Raw genomic sequence first — 21653 nt, forward strand, 5'->3', positions numbered from 1 at the left:
ATTGCTCGCTTGCCGCACCGCAACCCGCCTCTAGGGTGCGGCAAAACGGACCAATATGGCATGCACGAGCTCATTCGCGACATCACTCTCTCAATCCTGTTTGCCTGGATGCTGGGCCTGCTCGCCCATTTCTCCCGGCAACCGCTGATCCTGGCCTACCTTATCGCCGGCTTCTGCATAGGTCCATTCGGCGCCGGCTGGGTCCATTCGCAGGAATCGATCAGCGTCATCTCCGAGCTCGGCCTGATTTTCATGCTGTTCATGATTGGGCTCGAAATCGACCTGAAGAAGATCGTGCGGGCAGGGCGGGTGATCCTGTTCGCGGCGGGCAGTCAGCTGCTCGGCGGCTGTCTGCTCGGCGTTCTGTTCTTCGTCGGCATCGGCCTGTCGCTTGGCGGGGGGCATTTCGATGCGGTCTATCTCTGCGTCGCCTGCGCGCTGTCGAGCACCGTCATCATCGTCAAGGTGCTCTATGAGAAACGCGAGCTCGATACGCTGCCGGGCCGCATCACCCTCGGCGTCCTGGTGCTCCAGGACATCTTCGCGATTCTCTTCCTGGCAGTGCAGCCGAGCCTCGCCAATCTGCAGGTCACCGTCATCCTGCTCTCGATCGGCCGCGTCGCTGTGCTGGTTGCCGCCGCGCTTCTGGTCAGCCGCTACGTGCTGCCGCGCCTGTTCCACCAGATCGCCCGGCGCCCCGAGCTGATCCTGCTCGGCGCGCTGGCCTGGTGCTTTCTCGTCGCCGAGATGGCCGAGCGGCTGTCGCTGTCGCGCGAGATGGGTGCACTGATTGCCGGCGTGTCGCTCTCGACCTTCCCTTACGCCCTCGACGTGACCGCCAAGGTCACCACGCTGCGCGACTTCTTCATCACGCTGTTCTTCGTCGCGCTGGGGATGACCATCCCCGTGCCCGGCCTCTCCGTGATCGGACTTGCCTTGATGATCGCGGCGTTCACGGTGGTGAGCCGCCTCGTCACCACCTTCACCCCGCTCTACCTGATGAAGCAGGGCCTGCGAGCCAGCCTGTTGCCGGCGCTGAACCTCGCGCAAATCTCCGAGTTCTCGCTGGTGGTGATCCAGACCGGTATCGCCGACCACCATATCGCCGCGGAGACGGCAAATGCCGTCTCCTTCGCCTTCGTGGTGCTGGCGGTGCTCTCGACCTTCGTGATGACCCGCAGCGACGAGATCACCCGCTGGGCGATCGGCCCCCTGAAGCGGATCGGCCTGCGCGACCTCGACCATGGCAACGGCCATGCCGAGGACGGGCACGAGGGCGGCCATGGCGAAGCCCGCCGCGTCGTCATCCTCGGCTTTTTCCGTGCCGCGAGCGCGCTGCTGGCCGAGATCGAGCGGCAGGCGCCGGTGCTGCTGGAGCAGATCACGGTGGTCGACTTCAACCCCAATGTGTACCAGACCCTGCTTTCGCGCGGCCTGCACGTGATCTATGGCGACATCAGCAATGTCGATACGCTGCTCCATGCCGGCATCGGCAAGTCCGAGATGATCATCCTCAGCGTGCCGGATTCGCTGCTGAAGGGCGCCACCAACGAGAAGCTGGTCCGCCACGTGCGCGCGCTCAATCCGACCGCGCTGATCGTCGCCACGGCCGACCTCCTGGCCGACGTCGGGGCGCTCTACGAGGCCGGCGCCAGCTACGTCACCGTGACCCGGCTCAGCGACGCCCACGAGTTGTTTACCGTGATCGAAGCCGCCCAGGCCGGCCTGCTCGCCGACAAGCGTGCCGAGCTCGATCAGCGGCTCGGCGAGCGGCGCGAGGTGCTGCCCTGACGGCGTCCGGGCCGCCTTCCTTGCGGGCCTTGCGCGCCTATATCCCTGGTATCTTCGGTGCAAGGCTGAAACCGCGTGGACGGGCCTGCCCCGGGGCATATGCGGTTGCGTTCAGGACACTAGCGTCCCGGGCCAAGTCCAGCTAAGGCGTCCGGCTGAGCCTCCGGCCCATAACCGATAGAGATTGGGAATGCCCGATACCGTCCAGGAAGTCTTGCAGGCCTTTGCCCGGGGTGAGCTCGTGGTCGTCACCGACGACGAGGACCGCGAGGGCGAGGGCGATCTGATCGTCGCAGCCTCGCTCTGCACCGCCGACAAGATGGCCTTCATCATCCGCCATACCTCCGGCATCGTCTGCGCGCCCGTGACGACCGAGGACGCGCGCCGCCTGCGGCTCGATCCGATGGTCGCCCACAACGATTCCGCGCACACCACCGCGTTCACGGTCTCGATCGACTACAAGCCCGATGGCGGCACCGGCATCTCCGCCGAGGAGCGCGCCTCGTGCTGCCGCGCGCTAGCCAATCCCAATGTCGGCGCCAACGACTTCGCCCGGCCCGGCCACATCTTCCCGCTGATCGCCAAGGATGGCGGCGTGCTGCTGCGCTCCGGCCATACCGAGGCTGCCGTGGACCTCTGCAAGCTCTCGGGCCTGCCGCCGGTCGGCGTCATCAGCGAGCTCATGAACGACGACGGCAGCGTGATGAAGGGCGAGCAGGTCGCCCGCTTCGCTGTCCAGCACAAGCTCAGGCACGTCACCATCGCGGATATGATCGCCTACCGCCAGGCGCGTGAAAAACTGATCGAGCGGGTCTCGACCTTCGTCACCGAGAGCCCGATCGGTCCCTTGCAGGGCTATGCCTACCGCTCGCCGTTCGATTCCATCGCTCACGTCGCCTTCGTCTATAACGGCGTCGGCGACGGCAAGAACGTGCTGACGCGCTTCCACAAGCCGAACATCGTCAAGGACACCTTCACCGGTCACAAGCGCATGGCGGCCGTGCTCGAGCATTTCAAGAAATCGGGCCGTGGCGTGCTGGTTTACCTGCGCGATGGCGCGGCCGGCGTCCCCGTGGCGCCGCTGCCGGACGAGTCGTCGACGGAGGCCGACCGCAACCGCCAGTGGCGCGAGGTCGGCGTCGGCGCGCAGATCCTGCGCGACCTCGGCGTCACCTCGATCCGGCATCTCACCTCCTCGGTGCACGACTACAAGGGTCTGTCGGGCTTCGGCATCGAGATCGTCGCCAACGAGCAGCTCGAAAGCTGACCACAACGTTTCCAGGTTCACGCCGTGGCGCGAGCCGGAATGACCGAAACCAGGATGCAATTGAACTTGTTGCCGCGGCGCTTTAGTTTGTCGGGCAATTATTGACGGAACCAGACGCGAAAGGACGTTTCATGAGCGTGCGCCCTCAGGCCAAGGACAAGCCGGCTGCGGCTTCTTTCCAGTGGGACGATCCGTTCCTGCTCGACGAGCAACTGACCGAAGACGAGCGCATGGTGCGCGATACCGCCCGCGCCTACGCCCAGGACAAGCTGTTGCCGCGGGTCTCCAAGGCCTATCTCGAAGAGAAGACCGATCGCGAGATCTTCAATGAGATGGGCGAGCTCGGCCTGATCGGCATCACGCTGCCCGAGGAATATGGTTGCGCGAATGCGAGCTACGTCGCCTATGGCCTCGTCGCACGCGAGATCGAGCGGGTCGATTCCGGCTATCGCTCCATGAACTCGGTGCAGTCCTCGCTGGTGATGTATCCGATCTACGCCTATGGCGACGAGAACCAGCGCAAGAAGTACCTGCCGAAGCTCGCCAGCGGCGAGTGGGTCGGCTGCTTCGGCCTGACGGAGCCTGACGCCGGCTCCGATCCCGCCGGCATGAAGACCCGCGCGGAGAAGGTTTCGGACGGCTATCGCCTCACCGGCAGCAAGATGTGGATCTCGAACGCGCCGATCGCCGACGTGTTCGTGGTCTGGGCCAAGTCGGCCGCGCACGACAACCAGATCCGCGGCTTCGTGCTGGAGAAGGACATGAAGGGCCTGTCGGCGCCGAAGATCGGCGGCAAGCTGTCCCTGCGCGCCTCGATTACCGGCGAAGTCGTGATGGATGGCGTCGTCGTTCCGGAAGACGCCCTGCTGCCCAACGTCTCCGGCCTGAAGGGCCCGTTCGGCTGCCTCAACCGCGCCCGCTACGGCATCTCCTGGGGTGCGCTTGGCGCTGCCGAGGACTGCATGCATCGCGCCCGCCAGTACACGCTCGACCGCAAGCAGTTCGGCAAGCCGCTCGCCGCGACCCAGCTCGTGCAGAAGAAGCTCGCCGACATGGAGACCGAGATCGCGCTCGGCTTGCAGGGCTCGCTGCGCGTCGGTCGCTTGATGGACGAGGGCAAGTTCGCGCCCGAGATGATCTCGATCATGAAGCGCAACAATTGCGGCAAGGCCCTCGACATCGCCCGTACCGCCCGTGACATGCACGGCGGCAACGGCATCTCGATCGAATATCACGTGATGCGCCACGTCCACAACCTCGAGACGGTCAACACCTACGAGGGCACCCATGACGTCCACGCCCTGATCCTGGGCCGCGCGATCACAGGTATTCAGGCGTTTTTCTAGACGCCGCGTTCTTTGGCCGTGGCTAGCTTGTTCCGCTGTCATCGCCCGCCTTGTGCGCAGTTGCGCACTGGGGCGGGCGATCCAGTATTCCAGAGACCTCGCCTTCGCCACAGACGCCGCGGCGTACTGGATACCCCGCCTTCGCGGGGTATGACGGCGCGGGTGGGGCTGTAGTGCACAGGAAGTCCCATGTCCGACAATGACGACGTCCCGTTCAATCGCAACTTTTCGCTGAAGCCCGGCATCGTCGAGGAGGTCCGCCCCGGCGTGCGCCGCGTGCTCTGCAACAATCCGAGCCCGTTCACCTTCACCGGCACGGTCAGCTACATCGTCGGCGAGGGCAATGTTGCCATTATCGATCCCGGTCCGGACGATGAGGCGCATGCGGCTGCGCTGCTCGATGCCGTGCGCGGCGAGACGGTGAGCCATATCTTCGTCACCCACACCCATCGCGACCATTCGCCGAACACCGCGCGCATCAAGCAGGCGACAGGTGCGCCGGTCTATGCCGAAGGCCCGCATCGCGCCTCGCGCCCGCGTTTCGAGAGCGAGAAGCACAATCCGGAATCCGGCTCAGACCGTGACTTCGTGCCGGACATCAGGATCGCAGATGGCGACGTCGTCGAGGGCCAGGACTGGCGGCTCGAGGCCGTGGCGACGCCCGGCCACACCGCCAACCATCTGGCCTTCGCCTGGCCGGAGCGAAAGTTCAACTTCGTCGGCGATCACGTGATGGGCTGGTCGACCTCGATCGTGGCACCGCCGGACGGCTCGATGATCGACTACATGGACTCGCTGGAGCGGCTCGCGGCACGCGAGGAGGATCTCTATTTCTCGGGCCACGGCCCGGAGATCCCCGAGGGCCAGCGTTTCGTGCGTTTCCTGATCCGGCACCGCAAGGCGCGTGAGGCTTCCATCCTGCACCGCCTCGCCAAGGGCGAGACCGACATCCCGACCATGGTTCGCGCAATCTATATCGGCATCGATCCCAGGCTGACGACGGCCGCCGGCTACTCTGTGCTGGCGCACCTCGAAGACCTGGTCGCACGCGGCGTGGTCGCGACGGATGGTGATCCCGTGATCGGCGGGACGTATCGGATGGCGAACGCCTAACTCGCTGTCATTCCGAGGCTCGCGAAGCGAGAGCCCGGAATCCATTCATCGGCAAACTCCGCCGCCCGATGGATTCCAGGTTCGTGCTTCGCACGCCCCGGAATGACAGCGAGGCTATTTCTTCACCGTCTTCGCCGGCGCCTTGGGCGGCGCGACCGGCGTCTTCTTCACCGGCTTGAGCGCGTCGGCATCGGCGGCGGTGTTGAGGTCGTCGATGAACTTCTTGACGCGCGCGGCGTTGCTGCCGAGATCGCTGTCGAAATTGCGCGAAGCGGAGCGCATGTCGACCCGGGAATCATCGCCATCCGGCACGACCCTTATCGAAACGTCCTCGCGAAAACCCATGATCGGCGTGCGCGCCACCGCCTCGATGCGGCCGATGCGGCGCGGCGGCTGCGGCGCGCGCTCGTCGATGACGATCCATTTGCGCTTGTGCACGAGCTGGAGCGCGATTGCATAGGCGCGGTCGGCGGAAATCTCGAGCTCGACGGGCACGATTTCGGGATAGAAGCGGCGCTGCTGCTCCGCCGAGTAGAGGCCGGCATAGACCGCGGTGTTGGTGCCCTCGCCGGTGCGCAGCCGCGCCATCGCGTCGAAGCGCGGCGGATCGATCGGGTCGGTGGTGATGTCGTAGATGGACGGCAGCTTGCGATATTGAAAGGCCAGATAGGCGGGATAGGCAAGGATCGCGCCGTCGATCAGGAGGGCGAGCAGGATGCGTGCCATGCCCCGCGAGCCGTTCTGCCAGATCGCGGCAAAGCCCGCGAGCCCGAACAAGATCGAGAGGCCGGCGATCGCGAGCCCGCCGAAGAAAGTCGCAAGCGCCGGTTTCGGCTCCAGGAAATCGAAGCGGACGACGATGACCGACACCACCACCGCCACCACCGCGAACACGGCCAGATTGCGCGCCCAGCTCGCCAGGTTGGACACGGGCTCCGACTGATAGGGAGCGGAAAACCTGCGGGCCATCGGGTGAGCTCTGCCGGGGTTGGCGATGCCGGCCGATCTGGCGCGACGATGGCTTGTTGAGACCACGGCGCGGCGGCAAATTCAAGGGAGACCGGACTGTTACTGCCCGTCATTCCGGGGCGATGCGGAGCATCGAACCCGGAATCTCGAGATTCCGGGTCTGGTCCTTTGGACCATCCCGGAATGACGTAGCCTGCTGTGCCGCTACGCGGCCGCGTTCGGGAAGCGATAGTCCTTGAACTGGTCGCGCAGCGCCGTCTTCAGGATCTTGCCGGTGGCCGTATGTGGGATGCCTTCGACGAAGGCGACGTCGTCGGGCATCCACCATTTGGCGATCTTGCCATCCATGAACTTCAGGATGTCCTCGCGTGTGGCCTGCTGGCCCTGCTTGAGCTGCACGATCAAGAGCGGACGCTCATCCCATTTGGGATGGAATACGCCGATCACCGCGGCTTCCGCCACGGCCGGATGGCCGACTGCGAGGTTTTCGAGGTCGATCGAGGAGATCCACTCGCCGCCGGACTTGATCACGTCCTTGGAGCGGTCGGTAATCCGCATGTAGCCGTCCTCGTCGATCGTCGAGACGTCCCCGGTGTCGAAGAAGCCTTCCTCGTCGAGGATGTTGGTGTCGACCCGGTAATAGGCCTTGGCCACGGCAGGGCCGGAGACCTTGAGGCGGCCGAAGGTTTTGCCGTCCCAGGGCAGCTCCTTGCCGGCATCGTCGGTGATCTTCATCTGCACCGCGAAGGGCGCATAACCCTGCATCTGAAGCACGTCGAGCTTGGCATCGCCCGTCGCATTGTGGAACGGAGGCTTCAGCGCCGCGACGCTGCCGATCGGGCTCATCTCGGTCATGCCCCAGGCGTGACGGACGTTGGAGCCCATGTCGAGGAAGGCCTTGATCATCGAGCGCGGCATCGCCGAGCCGCCGCAGATCACCATCTTCAGATCCGGCAGCTTGAGATTGTTGGCGGCCATGTGCTGGAGCAGCATCAGCCACACCGTCGGCACGCCGGCGGTGTGCGTCACCTTCTCGGTCGAGAGCAGCTCATAGACCGAGGCGCCGTCGAGCTTGGCGCCCGGCATGACCAGCTTGGTGCCCTGCGAGGGCGCCGAAAAGGCGATGCCCCAGCTGTTGGCATGGAACAGCGGAACCACCGGCAGCATTGTCTCGGACGCGCTGGTGCCGAGCGCGTCGACATTGTTGGCCATCAGCGCGTGCAACACGTTGGAGCGATGCGAGTACAGCACACCCTTGGGATCGCCGGTCGTGCCGGAGGTGTAGCACATCGCCGCCGCCGTGTTCTCGTCAAAGTCCTTCCATTTGAATTTGCCGTCGGCCTCGGCGATCCAGTCCTCGTAAGCGACCACATTCTTCAGCGTGGTCTCAGGCATATGGGCCTTGTCGGTGAGCACGACGTAACGCTCCACGCTGGGCAGCTTGTCCGCGATCTTCTCCAGGATCGGAACGAAGGTGATGTCGGTCATCACGATGCGATCCTGCGCATGATTGATGATCCAGGCGATCTGCTCCGGGAAAAGGCGAGGATTGACCGTGTGGCAGATGGCACCGATCCCCATGATGCCGTACCAGACCTCGAGATGGCGCCAGGTGTTCCAGGCGATCGTTGCGACGCGGTCGCCGAGCTTGATACCATCGCGCTCCAGCATCTGCGAGACCTTGAGCGCGCGCTTGTGGATCTCGGCGTAATTGGTGCGATGGATCGGTCCCTCGACCGAGCGCGTGACCACCTCCTGCTTGCCATGAATCCTGGCGGCGTGTTCGATGATCCGGTGGCAGAGCAGGGGCCAATCTTGCATCAAACCAAGCATTCTCACGTTCCTCCGAGAAGTCGCTGGGCGCGTTATCGCTCTCAGCTTGGGCCAAAGAATTGTCATGACTTTTAGCCTGCCGGACTTTCGCCGCAAATGGTCTTGTCGCGGCTATATGTCCGTCGGCGCGGCAATGGTTACCGCCGCGCTGGGGCTGCTGCTCGTGCCTGTCGAGAGGGCAGAGGCGCGGAAATATCCTGCGCCACTCGATATCTTCGGCCTTGGTACACCACGGCCGCGCGCGGCCGTTCGTACCGCGAAGATTCCCCTGCCAAAACCGCGGCCAGAAGAGGCCCCCAAAGCGACGGACGAGGCTCCGTCCGAAGCAGAGACAAGGCCATCTCCCGACAAGGCGGGCGCGGACAAGCCCGCCGAGGCTGCGCCGCCACCCCAGAAACAGGCCTCAGCCTGCCGCCTCGCGCTGACGGAGGACATTGCGATCGCACCCTCGATCCCGGACATCCGCGGCCCCGGCGCCTGCGGCGGCGAGGATCTGGTGCGGCTGGAAGCGGTCGTGCTGCCGGACAAGCGCAAGGTGACGGTCAAGCCGGCGGCGATCCTTCGCTGCACCATGGCGTCCGCGATCGCCGATTGGCTGCGCAAGGACATGGTGCCGCTGGCCACCAGCCTCGGCTCGCCCATCAGCGACCTCGACAATTTCGATTCCTTCGAGTGCCGCGGTCGCAACCGCGTCGCCGGCGCGATGCTGTCCGAGCACGGCAAGGCCAATGCCATCGACATCCGCGCCATCAAGCTCGCCAATGGGCAGTCGATCGGCCTCACGGACCGCACCCTGTCGCGCGACGTTCGCGAGCGCGTGCTGCACTCGGTCTGCGCGCGCTTTTCCACCGTGCTCGGTCCTGGCTCGGACTGGTACCATGAGGACCACATCCATCTCGATCTGGCGCAGCGCCGCAACGGCTACCGCATCTGCCAGTGGAACGTCTGGGATCCTCTGCCGCAGGTCGCCCCGCTCCTGCCGGCGGAACGTCCCGAGGAGGCGCCGCCGCGCGAGGTCGCAGCCAAGCCTGAGGCGAAGGAAGGTGCTGACGACGAGCCGGCGGAGAAATCGTCTTCACCTGAAGAGAAATCGCCCCCTGCCAAGAAGTCTCCATCGTCCAAGCAGGCAACAAAAAAGCGCCGGTAAAACCGGCGCCTTTTGTTGTCCAGAGGTCGTTGGCGATCAGTAGCTGGCCGCCTGGCCGGTTTGGCTGTTGCCGAGCGCCAGTCGCGAATTGTACGGCGAGTCCCCGTGCTTGGGCTCGAGCACCACGACGAGGGTCCCAACCTTGACGCGATCATAGAGATCAATCGCGTCCTCGTTGGTCAGGCGGATGCAGCCTGACGAGATCGAGGCGCCGATATATTCCGGCTGGTTGGTGCCGTGGATGCGGAACAGCGTGTCCTTGCCGCCCGAATAGAGGTACAGCGCGCGGGAGCCCATCGGATTGTCGGGGCCGGGGGCGACATAGGTCGGCACGCCCAGACGCGAAATTTCGCCGGGGGTGGGGTGCCAGGCCGGCCACTCGGTCTTGCTGCCCACCTTGGCGATGCCCGACCAGGCCATGGCCTCTTCGCCAACGGTGATGCCGTAGCGGATCGCCTTGCCGCCATCGAGCACGTAATAGAGGTAATGGTTGTCGGAATCGACCACGATCGAGCCCGGCGATTCCTTGCGGTGGTATTCGACGATGGCGCGGCGGAACGGCTCAGCGACCGGGGTGTTCTCGTACTTGACCTTGGCGAGCAGTTCCTTGTCCTTCGGCTTGAAGGACTTGGTGTCAGTCGCCTCATAATGAGTGGCCTGCATGCAGCCCGACAGCATCAGGCCGGCGGCAAAAATCCCCAACATAACTTTCAGCGACGACATGGTTTGGTTCCAATCAAAACAATACCGCACGGAAGGCTTGAGCTTGGCGCCCAAGTTCCTCGACTCCGTTAGGCCCATTATCGTTGAAATCTGCCGCAATTCCAGCTCTGAAGGGCTTATCCCACGCTACGAGAGCCCAGCTGTGGCTTTTCTGCCGCAAATTTTGCGCTGTTATGCAGATTTTTCGGCCGGATACGCCGAACTGTCGATTCCGTGCCACAGTTGAGCCTGGGATCGCCACAAGTCCAAACGCTCCGTTAATGTTGTTGTCATCGTGAACCTGCCAGAATCGCGCTAAGGGCTGGCTGTCGCAGGATCTCTGGAGCTTTTCATGTTTTCGGTATTTGTTCCCTCCGAGTCCGCCCTCAAGAAGGCTGTCATCGAGGATCTTGCGGCCGTGCCGGAGAACGCCGTCTGGATCGACCTCGTCAATCCGAGCGCGGCCGAGGACAAGGCGGTGGAGCGGCTCGCGGGCATCGCCATCCCGACCCGGGAAGACATGCAGGAGATCGAGATCTCCAGCCGCCTCTATATGGAGAACGGCGCGCGCTACATGACTGCGACGCTGATGTGCCACTCCGATACCGACATGCCCCGGACCACGGCGGTGACCTTCATCCTCGGCGACCACCGCCTGGTGACGGTGCGATATGACCAGCCGAAGCCGTTCGCGCTGGTCGAGGCCAAGCTCTCTCGCTCCTGCACGCCTTCCGTCACGGGCGAGATGGTGCTGATGGAACTGCTGGATGCGGTGATCGACCGCTGCGCCGATATTCTGGAGCGTTGCGGCGCCGAGATCGATCAGGTCTCGCACGACATCTTCGAGCCCGAGAGCGAGCGCCATGGGCAGGCAAAGAGATACTCCCAGATCCTGATCTCGATCGGCCGCAAGGGCGATCTGACCTCCAAGGTTCGCGAGAGCCTGGTCTCGATCGGCCGCGTCGTCACCTTCCTGTCCGCGGTGGTCGAGGGCGTGAAATGGTCGAAGGACATGCGCGAGCAGCTCAAGACCATGCAGCGCGACGTCGCCTCGTTGACCGACCATGCCTCCTATCTCTCCAACAAGATCACCTTCGTGCTCGACGCCATGCTCGGCGTCGTCAATCTCGAGCAGAACAACATCATCAAGCTGTTCTCGGTGATGGCCGTCGTCCTGATGCCGCCGACGCTGATCGCCTCGGTCTACGGCATGAACTTCAGAGTGATGCCGGAACTCGAATGGGTGCACGGCTATCCGATGGCGCTGGTGATGATGCTGATCGCCGCGGTCGTCCCGTACTGGATCTTCAAATGGAAGAAGTGGCTGTAGGAGTCGCGCTCGAGCGAAGATACCTACCGAGACCTTACGCCGCTCGTAGAGACAAAGTAGAACGTGTCGCAGAATAGATCGGGATTGAGGCGGCGCCGTGATGTCCGCGCCATGCCGCAATTCCTCCGGTAAAATTTGAGCGGTGGGCTGAACGTTTGCGCGAAACTTGTCTGCGATAAGCAGTGCGTAGCCGCGAGGAACAGCCATGGTTGAGAAACACATAACGACGCCCCGCAACGTCATCGATCTGGCGAACTATCGCCAGGTCCTGGCGAGCGGCAAGGCGCCGTCGATGTCGGCACGCATGTGCCGGCACTGTGGTGCTCCGCTGCTCGATGGTGAGAACGACGACGACTGCTCGACTGCATTCAGCACGGCCGCTCCGCGGTCGCGCGAGAGGTCGCGTCGGATTCGACTCGATTGAGGAACGGAAGGTAAGGGCGATCCAGGCCTTGCGGCGGCGTTGTCTGGATCGCCTTGCTTCCACTCTTCGGCAAATCTACTAGGGCTTAACTATCTGCGCCGTCGAGACGATGGTCTCTTCGATCGCATAGTCGCGGCTGAACGGGACGAGATGATGCAAGACCTCGCTCAGCATCGCCTCGACATTCTCGCCCAGTGCATCCCGTGACGAGGACGAATAAGTAAGCGTGCGCTTCGCCAAATCGTGCAGGCCGACCAGATGGCTGGTCTCGACGGTGACAAGCTCGGCGAGCTGCAACGGGCTGCCGTGGAAGAACGCAGAAAGGTCGCGATGTGTCCGCGTGCCCCGTCCTGCCTCCTCCCAGAGCTGCGCAGGCGACCAGCGACGGCGAATTTCGTTGTAACCATCGAGCCATGGGTTACGGCCGTCGGTAGCCGAGAACGAAGCGCAGATCGCGATCGCGCCCCCATGTGCGACCAGCTGGCTGAGTTGGGCCACCGTCGCATCGCGATCCATCCAATGCAACGCACGGCCGATCGTGACGATGTCGAAAGTGCCGATATCGGGTGGAAGCGTCTCTGCCTTGCCTTCAATCAGCGTGACATGTCGACCCGCGCCCGAAGCGGCAAGCCGCGCGGCGTCGAGCATCGCGGGCTCCGGATCGACTCCGACGACACGGCCGACATAGGGGCCGAAGCCGAGCGCCAGCAGCCCGGGTCCGGTACCGAGATCGATCAGGCTGCTCTGTTTGGTGAGACCGAGTTTTTGCGCGACGCAGCGGAAGAATTCGCGCGGATACGGCGGCCGCAAATGCTCGTAGAGTGAGGCAGTGCTTGCGAACCGGCCCATGCTTTCGTGCCCTGCCTACACGTGCTGGCCGCCGTTGATGTGGATCTCGGCGCCGTTGACGTAGGAGCTGGTATCGGTGCACAGCACGTAGATGATCTTGGCCACTTCGTCGGGCGTGCCGAGGCGGTGCATCGGGATCTGCTGCTCGACGATCTTCTCGGTGCCCGGCGACAGGATCGAGGTGTCGATCTCGCCCGGCGCGATCGCGTTGACGCGCACGCCGATGCGGCCGAAATCGGACGCCATCTCGCGCGTCAGCGACGCCAGCGCGGCCTTCGAGGTGGCGTAGGCGGCGCCCGCGAACGGGTGCACGCGCGAGCCCGCGATCGAGGTGACATTTACCACCGAGCCCCTGGCCGCCTTCAATTCATCGATCAGTCCGCGCGCCATCATGATCGGCGCGAAGAAGTTGACGTGGAAGACGTGCGTCCAGGTGTCGAGATCGGTGTCGACCGAGCCGAGCCGGGAGCCGCCGGGCCCCTTCGGCGAGATCGCGGCGTTGTTGACGAGGGCGTGCAGCATGCCGCCTTCGAGGCGGTTGCGGATCTCGGTGATCGCGCGCGCCGTGTCCTTGGGATCGCCGAGGTCGACCTGGATATGGTCCTCAGGGCCGGCGTCCCACGGGCAGTCCTCCGGGAAGGGATGCCGCGAACAGGTGATGACGCGCCAGCCCGCCGACGAGAAGCGGATCACAGTGGCGTGGCCGATGCCGCGGCTGGCTCCGGTCAGGAGCAGCGTGCGGCGCGGCGCATTGGACGAATGCGGCATGGACATCTTTCAGGCGGCCCAATCTTTACGGATACATCCGCGTCTTGGACCATGGCTGGCCGGCGGCGTCACGGCGAAATTCGATGCGGTCGTGCAGGCGGAACGGGCGGTCGTGCCAGAACTCGATACGCATCGGCGTGATGCGCCAGCCGCTCCAGCCCGGCGGCCGCGGCACTTCGCCGATGACATATCTGGCCGCAACCTTGGCGATGGCCTGCTCGAAGGCGAAGCGGCTCTCAAGCTCTTGCGACTGCTTGCTCGCCCAGGCGCCGATCTGGGCCTGCTTGGGGCGGGTGGCGAAATAGGCGTCGGCTTCAGTGTCGGTCACCGGCGTCACGTTGCCGCGGATGCGGACCTGACGGCGCAGCGACTTCCAGTGAAACAGTAACGCGGCCTTAGGATTTGCAGCGAGTTCGCGGCCCTTCTGGCTGGCGATGTGGCTGTAGAAGACGAAACCTTCGGTATCGAAGCCCTTCATCAGCACCATGCGGACGTCCGGCAGCCCGCCAGGGTCGACGGTTGCGAGCGCCATGGCATTCGGATCGTTCGGCTCGCTCTTGGTCGCCTCGTTCAGCCAGGCCTCGAACAGCGCAAATGGCTCGTCGGCGGCGGTGAAATCACCGGATGTTAAGGGTGTCTGGTGTTTCATCGAGGTCGTGTCGGTCATGTCTGGAGTCCGAGTTGCGTCCCGCGGCCCAAAATGCGTCCTTGTCCGCTACCGCCCTATATAGGGCATGGGATCGCGTTGGCCTATCGGCGATCCGGCCCCCCGGCCTCGTCGTGACGATGATTCTGGTCGGGCTCGGCGCCGGCGGCTGCAGCTTCTCCCGCAATGACATGGGTGCCTACGCCAAGACCGACGACAGCGATCTCACCGGCTCGATCGCGCGGCCGGCGAGAGACGCGGCGCCCACCGAGACCGATCTCGCCTTCGCGCGCAATGCCGCCTCCGACGTCCTCAGCAAGGGCGACAAGGATTCCAGCCAGCACTGGGAGAATCCGGAGACCGGGGCGCGCGGCTCGGTGACGCCGATCGCCCAGTCCTATGCCGCCGAGGACGGACGCAGATGCCGCGACTTCCTGGCGAGCTATGTCAACGGCAGCACCGAAAGCTGGCTTCAGGGCGCCGGCTGCCAAAGGAGCCGTGGCCGTTGGGAGATTCATACGCTAAAGCCGTGGCGGAGCTAGGTTCACCACGCTGCTAGTTGCAAAAATGCCACTCTCTTCCCACATGATCTGCAGGTGGGGCGGGGAGCCCTTTGAACAATTCGATTTCTTGAAGGAGACGTGACGAATGCGCGACCCCTATGAGGTCTTGGGGGTGCCGCGGAGCGCCAGCGCTGCCGCGATCAAGAGCGCCTATCGCAAGCTGGCCAAGAAGCATCATCCGGACAGCAACAAGGGTGATCCGAAGGCCGCCGAGCGCTTCGCCGAGATCAATTCGGCCAACGAGATCCTCGGCGACGAGGACAAGCGCAAGCAGTTTGACCGCGGCGAGATTGATGCCGAGGGCAAGCCGCGCTTCCAGGGTTTTCCTGGCGGCGGGGGGCCGCGCGGCCGCGCGAGTCCCGGCGGGTTCGAAAGCTATACGTTCCGGAGCGGCGGTGCGGGTGGCGGCCCGGGCGGCGGGGCGTTCGAGGATATCCTCAACAGCATGTTCGGCGGCGGGGTGCGCGGCGCCCGGCCTGGGGCCGGCGGCGGCGCCCAGTTCGAATTCGATACCGGCGGTATTGGGCTCGATCTCGATGTGAATGTCGCCATGTCCGTCTCGCTGGAAGAGTCGGTCAAGGGTGGCGAGAAGCGCGTCCGGCTGCCGACGGGCAAGGAACTCAACGTCAAGATTCCGGCCGGCGTCACCGAGGGTCAGCAGATTCGGCTGCGGGGGCAGGGCGAGAGCGCGCAGGGCCATCCGCCCGGCGATCTCCTGATCACCATCAACATCGCGCCGCACCCGTTCTTCAAGGTCGAGGGCGCCGACCTCAGGATCGACCTGCCGGTGACGTTGTATGAGGCGGTGCTCGGCGGCAAGGTCCGCGTGCCCACCCTCGGCAATGCCGTGGAGCTTTCGGTCCCGAAGAACACCTCCAGCGGCCGGACCTTCCGCCTCAAGGGCAAAGGCTTGCCGAAAGCGGGCGCAACCGGGGACCTCTTCGTGACCATCAGGATTATGCTACCGGACGGGAACGACGCCGAGCTCGAAGCATTGATGGAGAAGTGGAGGGACCACCACCCCTACAATCCGCGTAGCGGGCTCGGCTAGGGCGCTATCCGGCGCTACCTCGACGATCAGAGCATTCTCTTCCCGAAAGGATGATGCTCAACTTGCGCCTGAAGCGCATCGCACGTCGATGCTGACTTCAAGACGTGTCGGCTGTCCGGCGGGCAGCCGAGAATAAGGTGCGGCCTCGAGAGGGGGACCAGCGCGGTACCAAAAGCCCCAATCGAGGCCGCCCGCGTCGATCGGCGGATCGAACGCTGCTCATTTTCGCGTGATCATCCGGTGCGATAATGAGACGCGCCGATGTCTTGATTCCAAATTTTCAATGTCGGAATCTGGGCATCGCGCTTATGCGCTTGCTCAGGTGCCGTGTTTCTCCGCTTGGTCGTACACGGCCTGCGCCACCTTGGTCAGCCGCTCGCGATCGCCGCCGCCGCTGACGACGTAGCCGACGCCGCGTTCGGCCCAGAACAGCGCTCCGTCCTTGTCCGTTCTGGCGTAGCGCATCTGCGTCGCACCATTGTCGGTCTTGGTGGCGTAGATCGTGTACCGCTCACCCGAAGCGCCCTCATACATCAGGAACGACGCCGGACCGTTCGGCCCGGGCAGAAGCCGGCCGCCGACGAGCTTCAGACCGCTCGCCTCCAGGTTCGGAGCGAACACCGTCCAGCCGCAACGCCGGGTCAGCCAGGCCTGCAGATGGTCACGCTCGTTGCCGCCGACTTCGACGGGATGGCGGACCTCGACGACGTAGAGGCGGTGGGCATCGAGCGCGTCTGCCGTAAGGCTCTGAAACGTGGAGGGCGTGTTGGCGGCGCCATGTGCCACCCAGCCGGCCGTGCCGCCGGCAACGAAAGCAACCAGCACGGCCGCGGCGGCGCCATAGAACCATTGCCGCGGGCGGCGCTCCAGCCGCTCCAGCTCCAGCCGTGCTGGCACGGGCTCCTGCGCGACGGAATCGTAGCGGGCGTGCAGCATCTCGGCCATGCTCCGCCAGGATTGGACCCGCTCGGCCTCGTCAGGGTGGGCGGCGAGCCAGGCCTCGACATCGGCGCGACGTTCTGCCGGCAGCTCGCCGTCGACATAGGCGTGCAGCTCGTCTTCGGTCACTGGGATATTGCGGTCGTTCATATCGGTCGTCTCTGGCTCTGCGGCCCAAAAAATCGTTCGTGGCTCAACTTCGCTCGCGTCCTCGGCTGGCTGCGGGCGGACGATGTGCGATGCATCACGCTGTCCTCATTTCACCCGCCTGAGCGCCGGACGCTCACCCTCCAGCGAGGCTTTAACGTGGGCCCGTGCGCGTGCCAGGCGCGACATCACGGTGCCGATCGGCACGCCCTGGATGTCGGCGACCTCGCGATAGCTCATGCCTTCCAGCATCACCAGGAGCAGCACCGAACGCTGTTCCTCGACGAGGGTGGCCAGCGCCTTCTCGATGTCACGTCCTTCGGCCTCGGTCCCGCTGGCATCCGGGTTGTTCTCCGTCAGCGGCATGAATTGCGGCCGCCTTGCCAGTGAGCGCCGCCGGTTCTTGTTGAGGTTGGTCAGGATCGTATAGAGCCAGCTCCTGACGTCGCCCCCGAGAAACAGGCGTTCCGAACGCAGCGCGCGCACCAATGTATCCTGCACCAGATCGTCGGCCGCATCCGCATCGCGCGTGAGCGCGCGGGCGTAGCGCCGCAACGCCGGGATCATGACTTCCACACTCTGGCGAAACGCGTTCATTGCAGTCTTGAAGTCCCAGCGTTCGGCGCGAGCGCCTCAACGATCATAACACCCGAGTGGAACGGCTATTCCGGCACTCGAAACAGCGTTAACGCCGCGTATTAGGGCTGTACCGCAGGGGAGGGCTGGTGTACCTCCAGACCTCAACGAGAGCTTCGACGGGACGTTCAAAAATGGCGCAGAATTCAGGTCTGATGCAAGGCAAGCGCGGGGTGATCCTCGGCGTTGCCAACAACCGCTCGATCGCCTGGGGCATCGCCAAGGCATGCCACGCGGCCGGCGCCGAGCTCGCCTTCACCTATCAGGGCGATGCGCTGAAGAAGCGCGTCGAGCCGCTTGCCGCCGAGATCGGCGGTCTCGTGCTCGGCCATTGTGACGTCACGGACGCCGCGACCATCGACGCCGCCTTCGCGGTGCTGAAGGAGAAGTGGGGCAAGATCGATTTCCTGGTGCACGCGATCGCCTATGGCGAACAACTCGACGGCCGCTACGTCGACACGACGCAGGAGAATTTTTCGAAGTCGATGCTGATCTCCTGCTATTCGTTCACCGCGGTGGCGCAGCGCGCCGAGAAGCTGATGATGGATGGCGGCTCGCTCATCACGCTCAGCTACTACGGCGCCGAGAAATGGATGCCGCATTACAACGTGATGGGCGTCGCCAAGGCGGCGCTGGAGGCCAGCGTCCGCTATCTCGCCGCCGATCTCGGCGAGAAGAACATTCGCGTCAACGCCATCTCGGCGGGACCGATCAAGACACTCGCGGCATCCGGTATCGGCGACTTCCGCTATATCCTGAAGTGGAACGAATACAACGCGCCGATGCGGCGCAACGTCTCGACCGAAGACGTCGGCGGCAGCGCGCTGTATTTCCTCTCCGACCTCTCGCGCGGCGTCACCGGCGAGGTGCATCACGTCGATTCCGGCTACCATGTGCTCGGCATGAAGCGGCCGGATGCGCCGGACATCTCGCTGGGCGGGAAGGACTAGCCCTGAGCCGGAATGCCCGTGCCCACGATCTACTTCCTTCGCCATGGCGAGACCGAGTGGAACGCGCTCGGGCGACTCCAGGGCACCAGGGACGTCCCGCTGAATGCGCATGGCCGGGCCCAGGCCGTGCAGGCGGCCAGCATTCTGGCCGATCTGTTCGGGCGCGAGGGCAGGGACAGGGCGGCGCTGCCTTACGTGTCGAGCCCGCTCGGCCGTGCGCGGCAGACCATGGAACTCGCGCGCGAGAAGCTTGAATTGCCGGCGTCGGACTATTCGCTCGACGATCGCCTGCGTGAGATCGGCTACGGCGCCTGGGAGGGGCTGACGCTGGCCGAGAGCGAAGCCGCCGATCCGGACGTCTATGCGAGGCGCCTCGCCGACAAATGGACTATCGCGCCTGCGGGCGGGGAGACCTACGCGGCCGTGCAGCTGCGCATGCTCGACTGGTACGAGTCGCTTCTGGTCGATACCGTCGCGGTCGCCCACGGCGGCACCTGCCGGGCCCTGATGGTGGCCCTGGGCATCGAGACCCCTGGCAGCGCTGCGGAGCTCTTTATCGAGCAGGGCGCGGTCTACGTGTTCCGCGACGGCCGGCTGGAGAAGTTCAGTTAACGGCAGCGCCACATCCTCCGCCGTCATGCCCGGGCTTGTCCCGGGCATCCACGCGCTTTTTGCCCGACGTGACCGAGACCGTGGATGGCCGGGACAAGCCCGGCCATGACGGCTGTGGGGACCATTTGACCCCCAATTCAGATCGCGTTACGTCACGTTGACATTCAACATAGTTGTTGCAAGTCAGCGTTAGGCGGCATCCGCGATGTCCTTCAACACCTTCGGCCACATGTTCCGCGTCACCACCTTCGGCGAGAGCCACGGGGTGGCGATCGGCTGCGTGGTCGATGGCTGCCCGCCCATGATCCCGCTCACCGAGGCCGACATCCAGCGTGATCTCGATCGCCGGCGACCGGGCCAGTCGCGCTTCACCACGCAGCGTCAGGAGCCGGATCAGGTGAAGATCCTGTCCGGCGTGATGGCGCATCCGGAGACCGGCGTGCAGGTGACGACGGGCACGCCGATCGGACTCCTGATCGAGAACACCGACCAGCGCTCCAAGGATTATTCCGAGATCAAGGACAAGTTTCGTCCGGGCCATGCCGACTTCACCTATGAAGCCAAGTACGGCCTGCGCGACTATCGCGGCGGCGGTCGCTCCTCCGCACGCGAGACCGCGATGCGCGTTGCCGCCGGCGCGATCGCGCGAAAAGTCCTGCCCGATGTGAGGGTGCGCGGCGCGCTGGTGCAGATCGGCCCGCACAAGATCGATCGCGACAAGTGGGATTGGGACGAGATCGCCAAGAATCCGTTCTTCTGTCCCGACAAGGACAAGGCCGCATTCTTCGAGACCTATCTCGACGGCATCCGCAAGAGCGGATCCTCGATCGGCGCGGTGATCGAGGTCGTCGCCGACGGCGTGCCGGCAGGTCTCGGCGCGCCTATCTATGCCAAGCTCGATTCCGATCTCGCGGCCGCGATGATGAGCATCAACGCGGTGAAGGGCGTCGAGATCGGCGCCGGCTTTGGCGCGGCAGAGCTCACCGGCGAGGAGAACGCAGACGAGATGCGCACCGGCAATGACGGCACGCGCTTCCTGTCCAACCATGCCGGCGGCGTGCTGGGCGGCATCTCCACCGGACAGCCGGTAGTGGTTCGCTTCGCAGTGAAGCCGACCTCGTCGATCCTGCAGCCGCGTCTCACCGTCGATCGCAAGGGCACTGATACCGAGATTTTCACCAAGGGCCGCCACGACCCCTGCGTCGGCATCCGCGCCGTTCCCGTCGGCGAAGCCATGATGGCCTGCGTGCTGGCCGATCACTTCCTGCGCGATCGCGGGCAGGTCGGGCGCTGAACTCGCGGTGCTAGCCCACCGCGCAACTTGACGACTCCGCAACTTCGTCTGCAAATGCGGCCATGAACAGCTCCGAGCTCCAGCGCATCTGCGACTGGCTGATCGACGGCACCTGGGCGGCTCAGGAGCCGGCCGAAGGGATTGCCGCTTTTTGCGAACGTCTGGTCGCTGCCGGCCTGCCGCTGTGGCGGTTCGGCATCTTCATCCGCACGCTGCATCCCGAAGTCTTCGGCCGCAACTTCCTCTGGCGGCAGGGCCAGGGAGTCGAAATCGGCAGCGTCGATTTCGAGATCCTGGACACGCCCGAATTTGCCCGCAGCCCGCTCCGCGTCGTGTTCGAGCAGGGCATCGAGGTGAGGGGACGCGCAAGCGATCCAGACAGCAAGCGATTTCCATTCCTCGATGACATACGAGCCGAAGGCGCGACCGATTATATCGCTGTGCCGGTGCCTTTTCTCGACGGCTCCATCCACGCAACGAGTTGGATCACGCGGCATCCGGATGGCTTTAGCGACGACGACATCGCGGCCATCCGAGCTCTCATCGTACCGCTTGCGCGCATCAGCGAGATTATCAGCCTGCGCCGCACCGCAGAGATGCTGCTCGACACCTATGTCGGCAACCGCGCCGGCGCGCGCATCCTCGGCGGCCAGATCCGCCGCGGTCACAACGACACCATGCAGGCCGCGATCTGGCTGTCGGATCTGCGCGGCTTCACCGCACTGTCGGACCGGCTGCCGCCCGAGACCGTGGTCCAGATCCTCAATCATTATTTCGACTGTCAGGTCTCGGCGATCCGCGGCCATGGCGGCGAGGTGCTGAAGTTCATGGGCGACGGCCTGCTCGCGGTGTTCCCGATCGACGAATATGTCGGCGATACCGCCCATGTCTGTGCGCACGTGTTGGAAGCGGCGCGCGAATCACGTGCCAGTGTCGAGGCGCTCGCCTTTCCGGTCGGCGAGGCCGTCGAGCGCTTCCGCTTCGGCGTCGCGCTACATGTCGGCAACATCCTCTACGGCAATATCGGCGGCGGCAACCGCCTCGACTTCACCTGCATCGGCCCCGCCGTCAATCTGGCGGCACGCCTGGAGAAGATCACGGGGCGCCTGGGACGGACCGTCGTTGCATCCGAAGGCTTTGCCAATGTCTGCCGCCACGATTGGCACGAGCTCGGCGAATTTCCGATTGCGGGATTTTCGAAGGCGCAGCGTGTGTACGGGCTCGCGGAGGAGAAGCCAGTGTTGATGGCGTGAAAGTCGATCCGTGCTTTCGCATT

The 21653-nt window shown here is 64.5% G+C and carries 21 protein-coding genes; 13 read left to right on the plus strand and 8 right to left on the minus strand.

From position 1 onward, the window contains the following. Positions 1 to 60 precede the first annotated feature (60 nt). The 4 genes from EDE08_RS01380 (at position 61) to EDE08_RS01395 (ending at position 5517) form a co-directional block, all read left to right on the plus strand. Complete coding sequence (locus EDE08_RS01380; RefSeq protein WP_131866453.1) at positions 61 to 1791, plus strand: cation:proton antiporter; 1731 nt, start codon at positions 61 to 63, stop codon at positions 1789 to 1791. Positions 1792 to 1981: 190 nt separating this feature from the next. Then, positions 1982 to 3058 carry a 3,4-dihydroxy-2-butanone-4-phosphate synthase gene (gene ribB / locus EDE08_RS01385; protein WP_131866455.1) on the plus strand — a complete coding sequence of 359 codons (1077 nt, stop codon included), beginning with the start codon at positions 1982 to 1984 and terminating at the stop codon, positions 3056 to 3058. 131 nt (positions 3059 to 3189) lie between these two features. Further along, positions 3190 to 4404 (plus strand): acyl-CoA dehydrogenase, encoded by a 1215-nt coding sequence (locus EDE08_RS01390; RefSeq protein ID WP_131866457.1) that lies wholly within the window; start codon positions 3190 to 3192, stop codon positions 4402 to 4404. Positions 4405 to 4593: 189 nt separating this feature from the next. After that, a complete protein-coding gene (locus EDE08_RS01395) occupies positions 4594 to 5517 on the plus strand; it encodes an MBL fold metallo-hydrolase (RefSeq protein WP_131866459.1) in 924 nt (307 codons plus the stop codon). A gap of 114 nt (positions 5518 to 5631) precedes the next feature. On the opposite strand, the gene EDE08_RS01400 is transcribed toward EDE08_RS01395, so the two are convergent. Together EDE08_RS01400 and EDE08_RS01405 are read right to left on the minus strand one after the other, a co-directional pair. After that, positions 5632 to 6486, minus strand: a complete 855-nt coding sequence (locus EDE08_RS01400; protein WP_131866461.1) for a DUF1499 domain-containing protein — start codon at positions 6484 to 6486, stop codon at positions 5632 to 5634. 204 nt (positions 6487 to 6690) lie between these two features. Next, the gene (locus EDE08_RS01405; protein WP_131866463.1) at positions 6691 to 8319 is read right to left on the minus strand and encodes a fatty-acid--CoA ligase; all 1629 of its coding nucleotides are present in this window, start codon (positions 8317 to 8319) and stop codon (positions 6691 to 6693) included. Positions 8320 to 8383: 64 nt separating this feature from the next. Between EDE08_RS01405 and EDE08_RS01410 the strand changes: the two genes are divergently transcribed. Next, the gene (locus tag EDE08_RS01410) at positions 8384 to 9466 is read left to right on the plus strand and encodes an extensin family protein (RefSeq protein ID WP_131866465.1); all 1083 of its coding nucleotides are present in this window, start codon (positions 8384 to 8386) and stop codon (positions 9464 to 9466) included. A 36-nt stretch (positions 9467 to 9502) separates the two neighbouring features. Here EDE08_RS01410 and EDE08_RS01415 read toward each other — a convergent pair whose 3' ends face one another. Beyond that, entirely contained in the window at positions 9503 to 10189 is a 687-nt protein-coding gene (locus EDE08_RS01415; protein WP_131866467.1) for a L,D-transpeptidase, read from the minus strand. A gap of 331 nt (positions 10190 to 10520) precedes the next feature. Here EDE08_RS01415 and EDE08_RS01420 point away from each other — a divergent pair, with 331 nt between their 5' ends. Next, complete coding sequence (locus EDE08_RS01420) at positions 10521 to 11498, plus strand: magnesium transporter CorA family protein (RefSeq protein WP_131866469.1); 978 nt, start codon at positions 10521 to 10523, stop codon at positions 11496 to 11498. A gap of 205 nt (positions 11499 to 11703) precedes the next feature. Beyond that, positions 11704 to 11922: a hypothetical protein gene (locus EDE08_RS01425; RefSeq protein WP_131866471.1), complete on the plus strand. Its 219-nt coding sequence runs from the start codon at positions 11704 to 11706 to the stop codon at positions 11920 to 11922. Between the two features lie 78 nt (positions 11923 to 12000). On the opposite strand, the gene EDE08_RS01430 is transcribed toward EDE08_RS01425, so the two are convergent. From EDE08_RS01430 to pdxH, 3 genes are read right to left on the minus strand one after another with little or no spacing between them, the layout of a single operon-like run. Beyond that, positions 12001 to 12771, minus strand: a complete 771-nt coding sequence (locus tag EDE08_RS01430) for a class I SAM-dependent methyltransferase (protein ID WP_131866473.1) — start codon at positions 12769 to 12771, stop codon at positions 12001 to 12003. Positions 12772 to 12786: 15 nt separating this feature from the next. Then, entirely contained in the window at positions 12787 to 13539 is a 753-nt protein-coding gene (locus EDE08_RS01435) for an SDR family NAD(P)-dependent oxidoreductase (RefSeq protein WP_131866475.1), read from the minus strand. Positions 13540 to 13564: 25 nt separating this feature from the next. After that, a complete protein-coding gene (pdxH, locus tag EDE08_RS01440) occupies positions 13565 to 14206 on the minus strand; it encodes a pyridoxamine 5'-phosphate oxidase (RefSeq protein WP_131866477.1) in 642 nt (213 codons plus the stop codon). A gap of 119 nt (positions 14207 to 14325) precedes the next feature. Between pdxH and EDE08_RS01445 the strand changes: the two genes are divergently transcribed. Continuing rightward, complete coding sequence (locus EDE08_RS01445) at positions 14326 to 14727, plus strand: RT0821/Lpp0805 family surface protein (protein ID WP_349627613.1); 402 nt, start codon at positions 14326 to 14328, stop codon at positions 14725 to 14727. Positions 14728 to 14833: 106 nt separating this feature from the next. After that, on the plus strand, positions 14834 to 15799 hold the full coding sequence (locus EDE08_RS01450; RefSeq protein ID WP_131866481.1) for a DnaJ C-terminal domain-containing protein: 966 nt from the start codon (positions 14834 to 14836) through the stop codon (positions 15797 to 15799). A 318-nt stretch (positions 15800 to 16117) separates the two neighbouring features. Here EDE08_RS01450 and EDE08_RS01455 read toward each other — a convergent pair whose 3' ends face one another. Continuing rightward, the gene (locus EDE08_RS01455; RefSeq protein WP_131866483.1) at positions 16118 to 16888 is read right to left on the minus strand and encodes an anti-sigma factor family protein; all 771 of its coding nucleotides are present in this window, start codon (positions 16886 to 16888) and stop codon (positions 16118 to 16120) included. 105 nt (positions 16889 to 16993) lie between these two features. After that, positions 16994 to 17482 (minus strand): sigma-70 family RNA polymerase sigma factor, encoded by a 489-nt coding sequence (locus EDE08_RS01460; protein WP_028180365.1) that lies wholly within the window; start codon positions 17480 to 17482, stop codon positions 16994 to 16996. 173 nt (positions 17483 to 17655) lie between these two features. Here EDE08_RS01460 and fabI point away from each other — a divergent pair, with 173 nt between their 5' ends. The 4 genes from fabI to EDE08_RS01480 all read left to right on the plus strand — a co-directional run bounded on the left by fabI (position 17656) and on the right by EDE08_RS01480 (position 21630). Then, a complete protein-coding gene (gene fabI / locus EDE08_RS01465; RefSeq protein WP_131866485.1) occupies positions 17656 to 18471 on the plus strand; it encodes an enoyl-ACP reductase FabI in 816 nt (271 codons plus the stop codon). A 12-nt stretch (positions 18472 to 18483) separates the two neighbouring features. Beyond that, a complete protein-coding gene (locus tag EDE08_RS01470; RefSeq protein WP_131866487.1) occupies positions 18484 to 19083 on the plus strand; it encodes a histidine phosphatase family protein in 600 nt (199 codons plus the stop codon). A gap of 205 nt (positions 19084 to 19288) precedes the next feature. Next, the gene (gene aroC, locus EDE08_RS01475) at positions 19289 to 20377 is read left to right on the plus strand and encodes a chorismate synthase (RefSeq protein WP_131866489.1); all 1089 of its coding nucleotides are present in this window, start codon (positions 19289 to 19291) and stop codon (positions 20375 to 20377) included. A 62-nt stretch (positions 20378 to 20439) separates the two neighbouring features. Continuing rightward, on the plus strand, positions 20440 to 21630 hold the full coding sequence (locus EDE08_RS01480; RefSeq protein WP_131866491.1) for an adenylate/guanylate cyclase domain-containing protein: 1191 nt from the start codon (positions 20440 to 20442) through the stop codon (positions 21628 to 21630). Positions 21631 to 21653: the final 23 nt, after the last annotated feature.

It is taken from the genome of Bradyrhizobium sp. R2.2-H, assembly GCF_004346455.1.
In the GTDB taxonomy this organism is placed as follows: domain Bacteria; phylum Pseudomonadota; class Alphaproteobacteria; order Rhizobiales; family Xanthobacteraceae; genus Bradyrhizobium; species Bradyrhizobium diversitatis.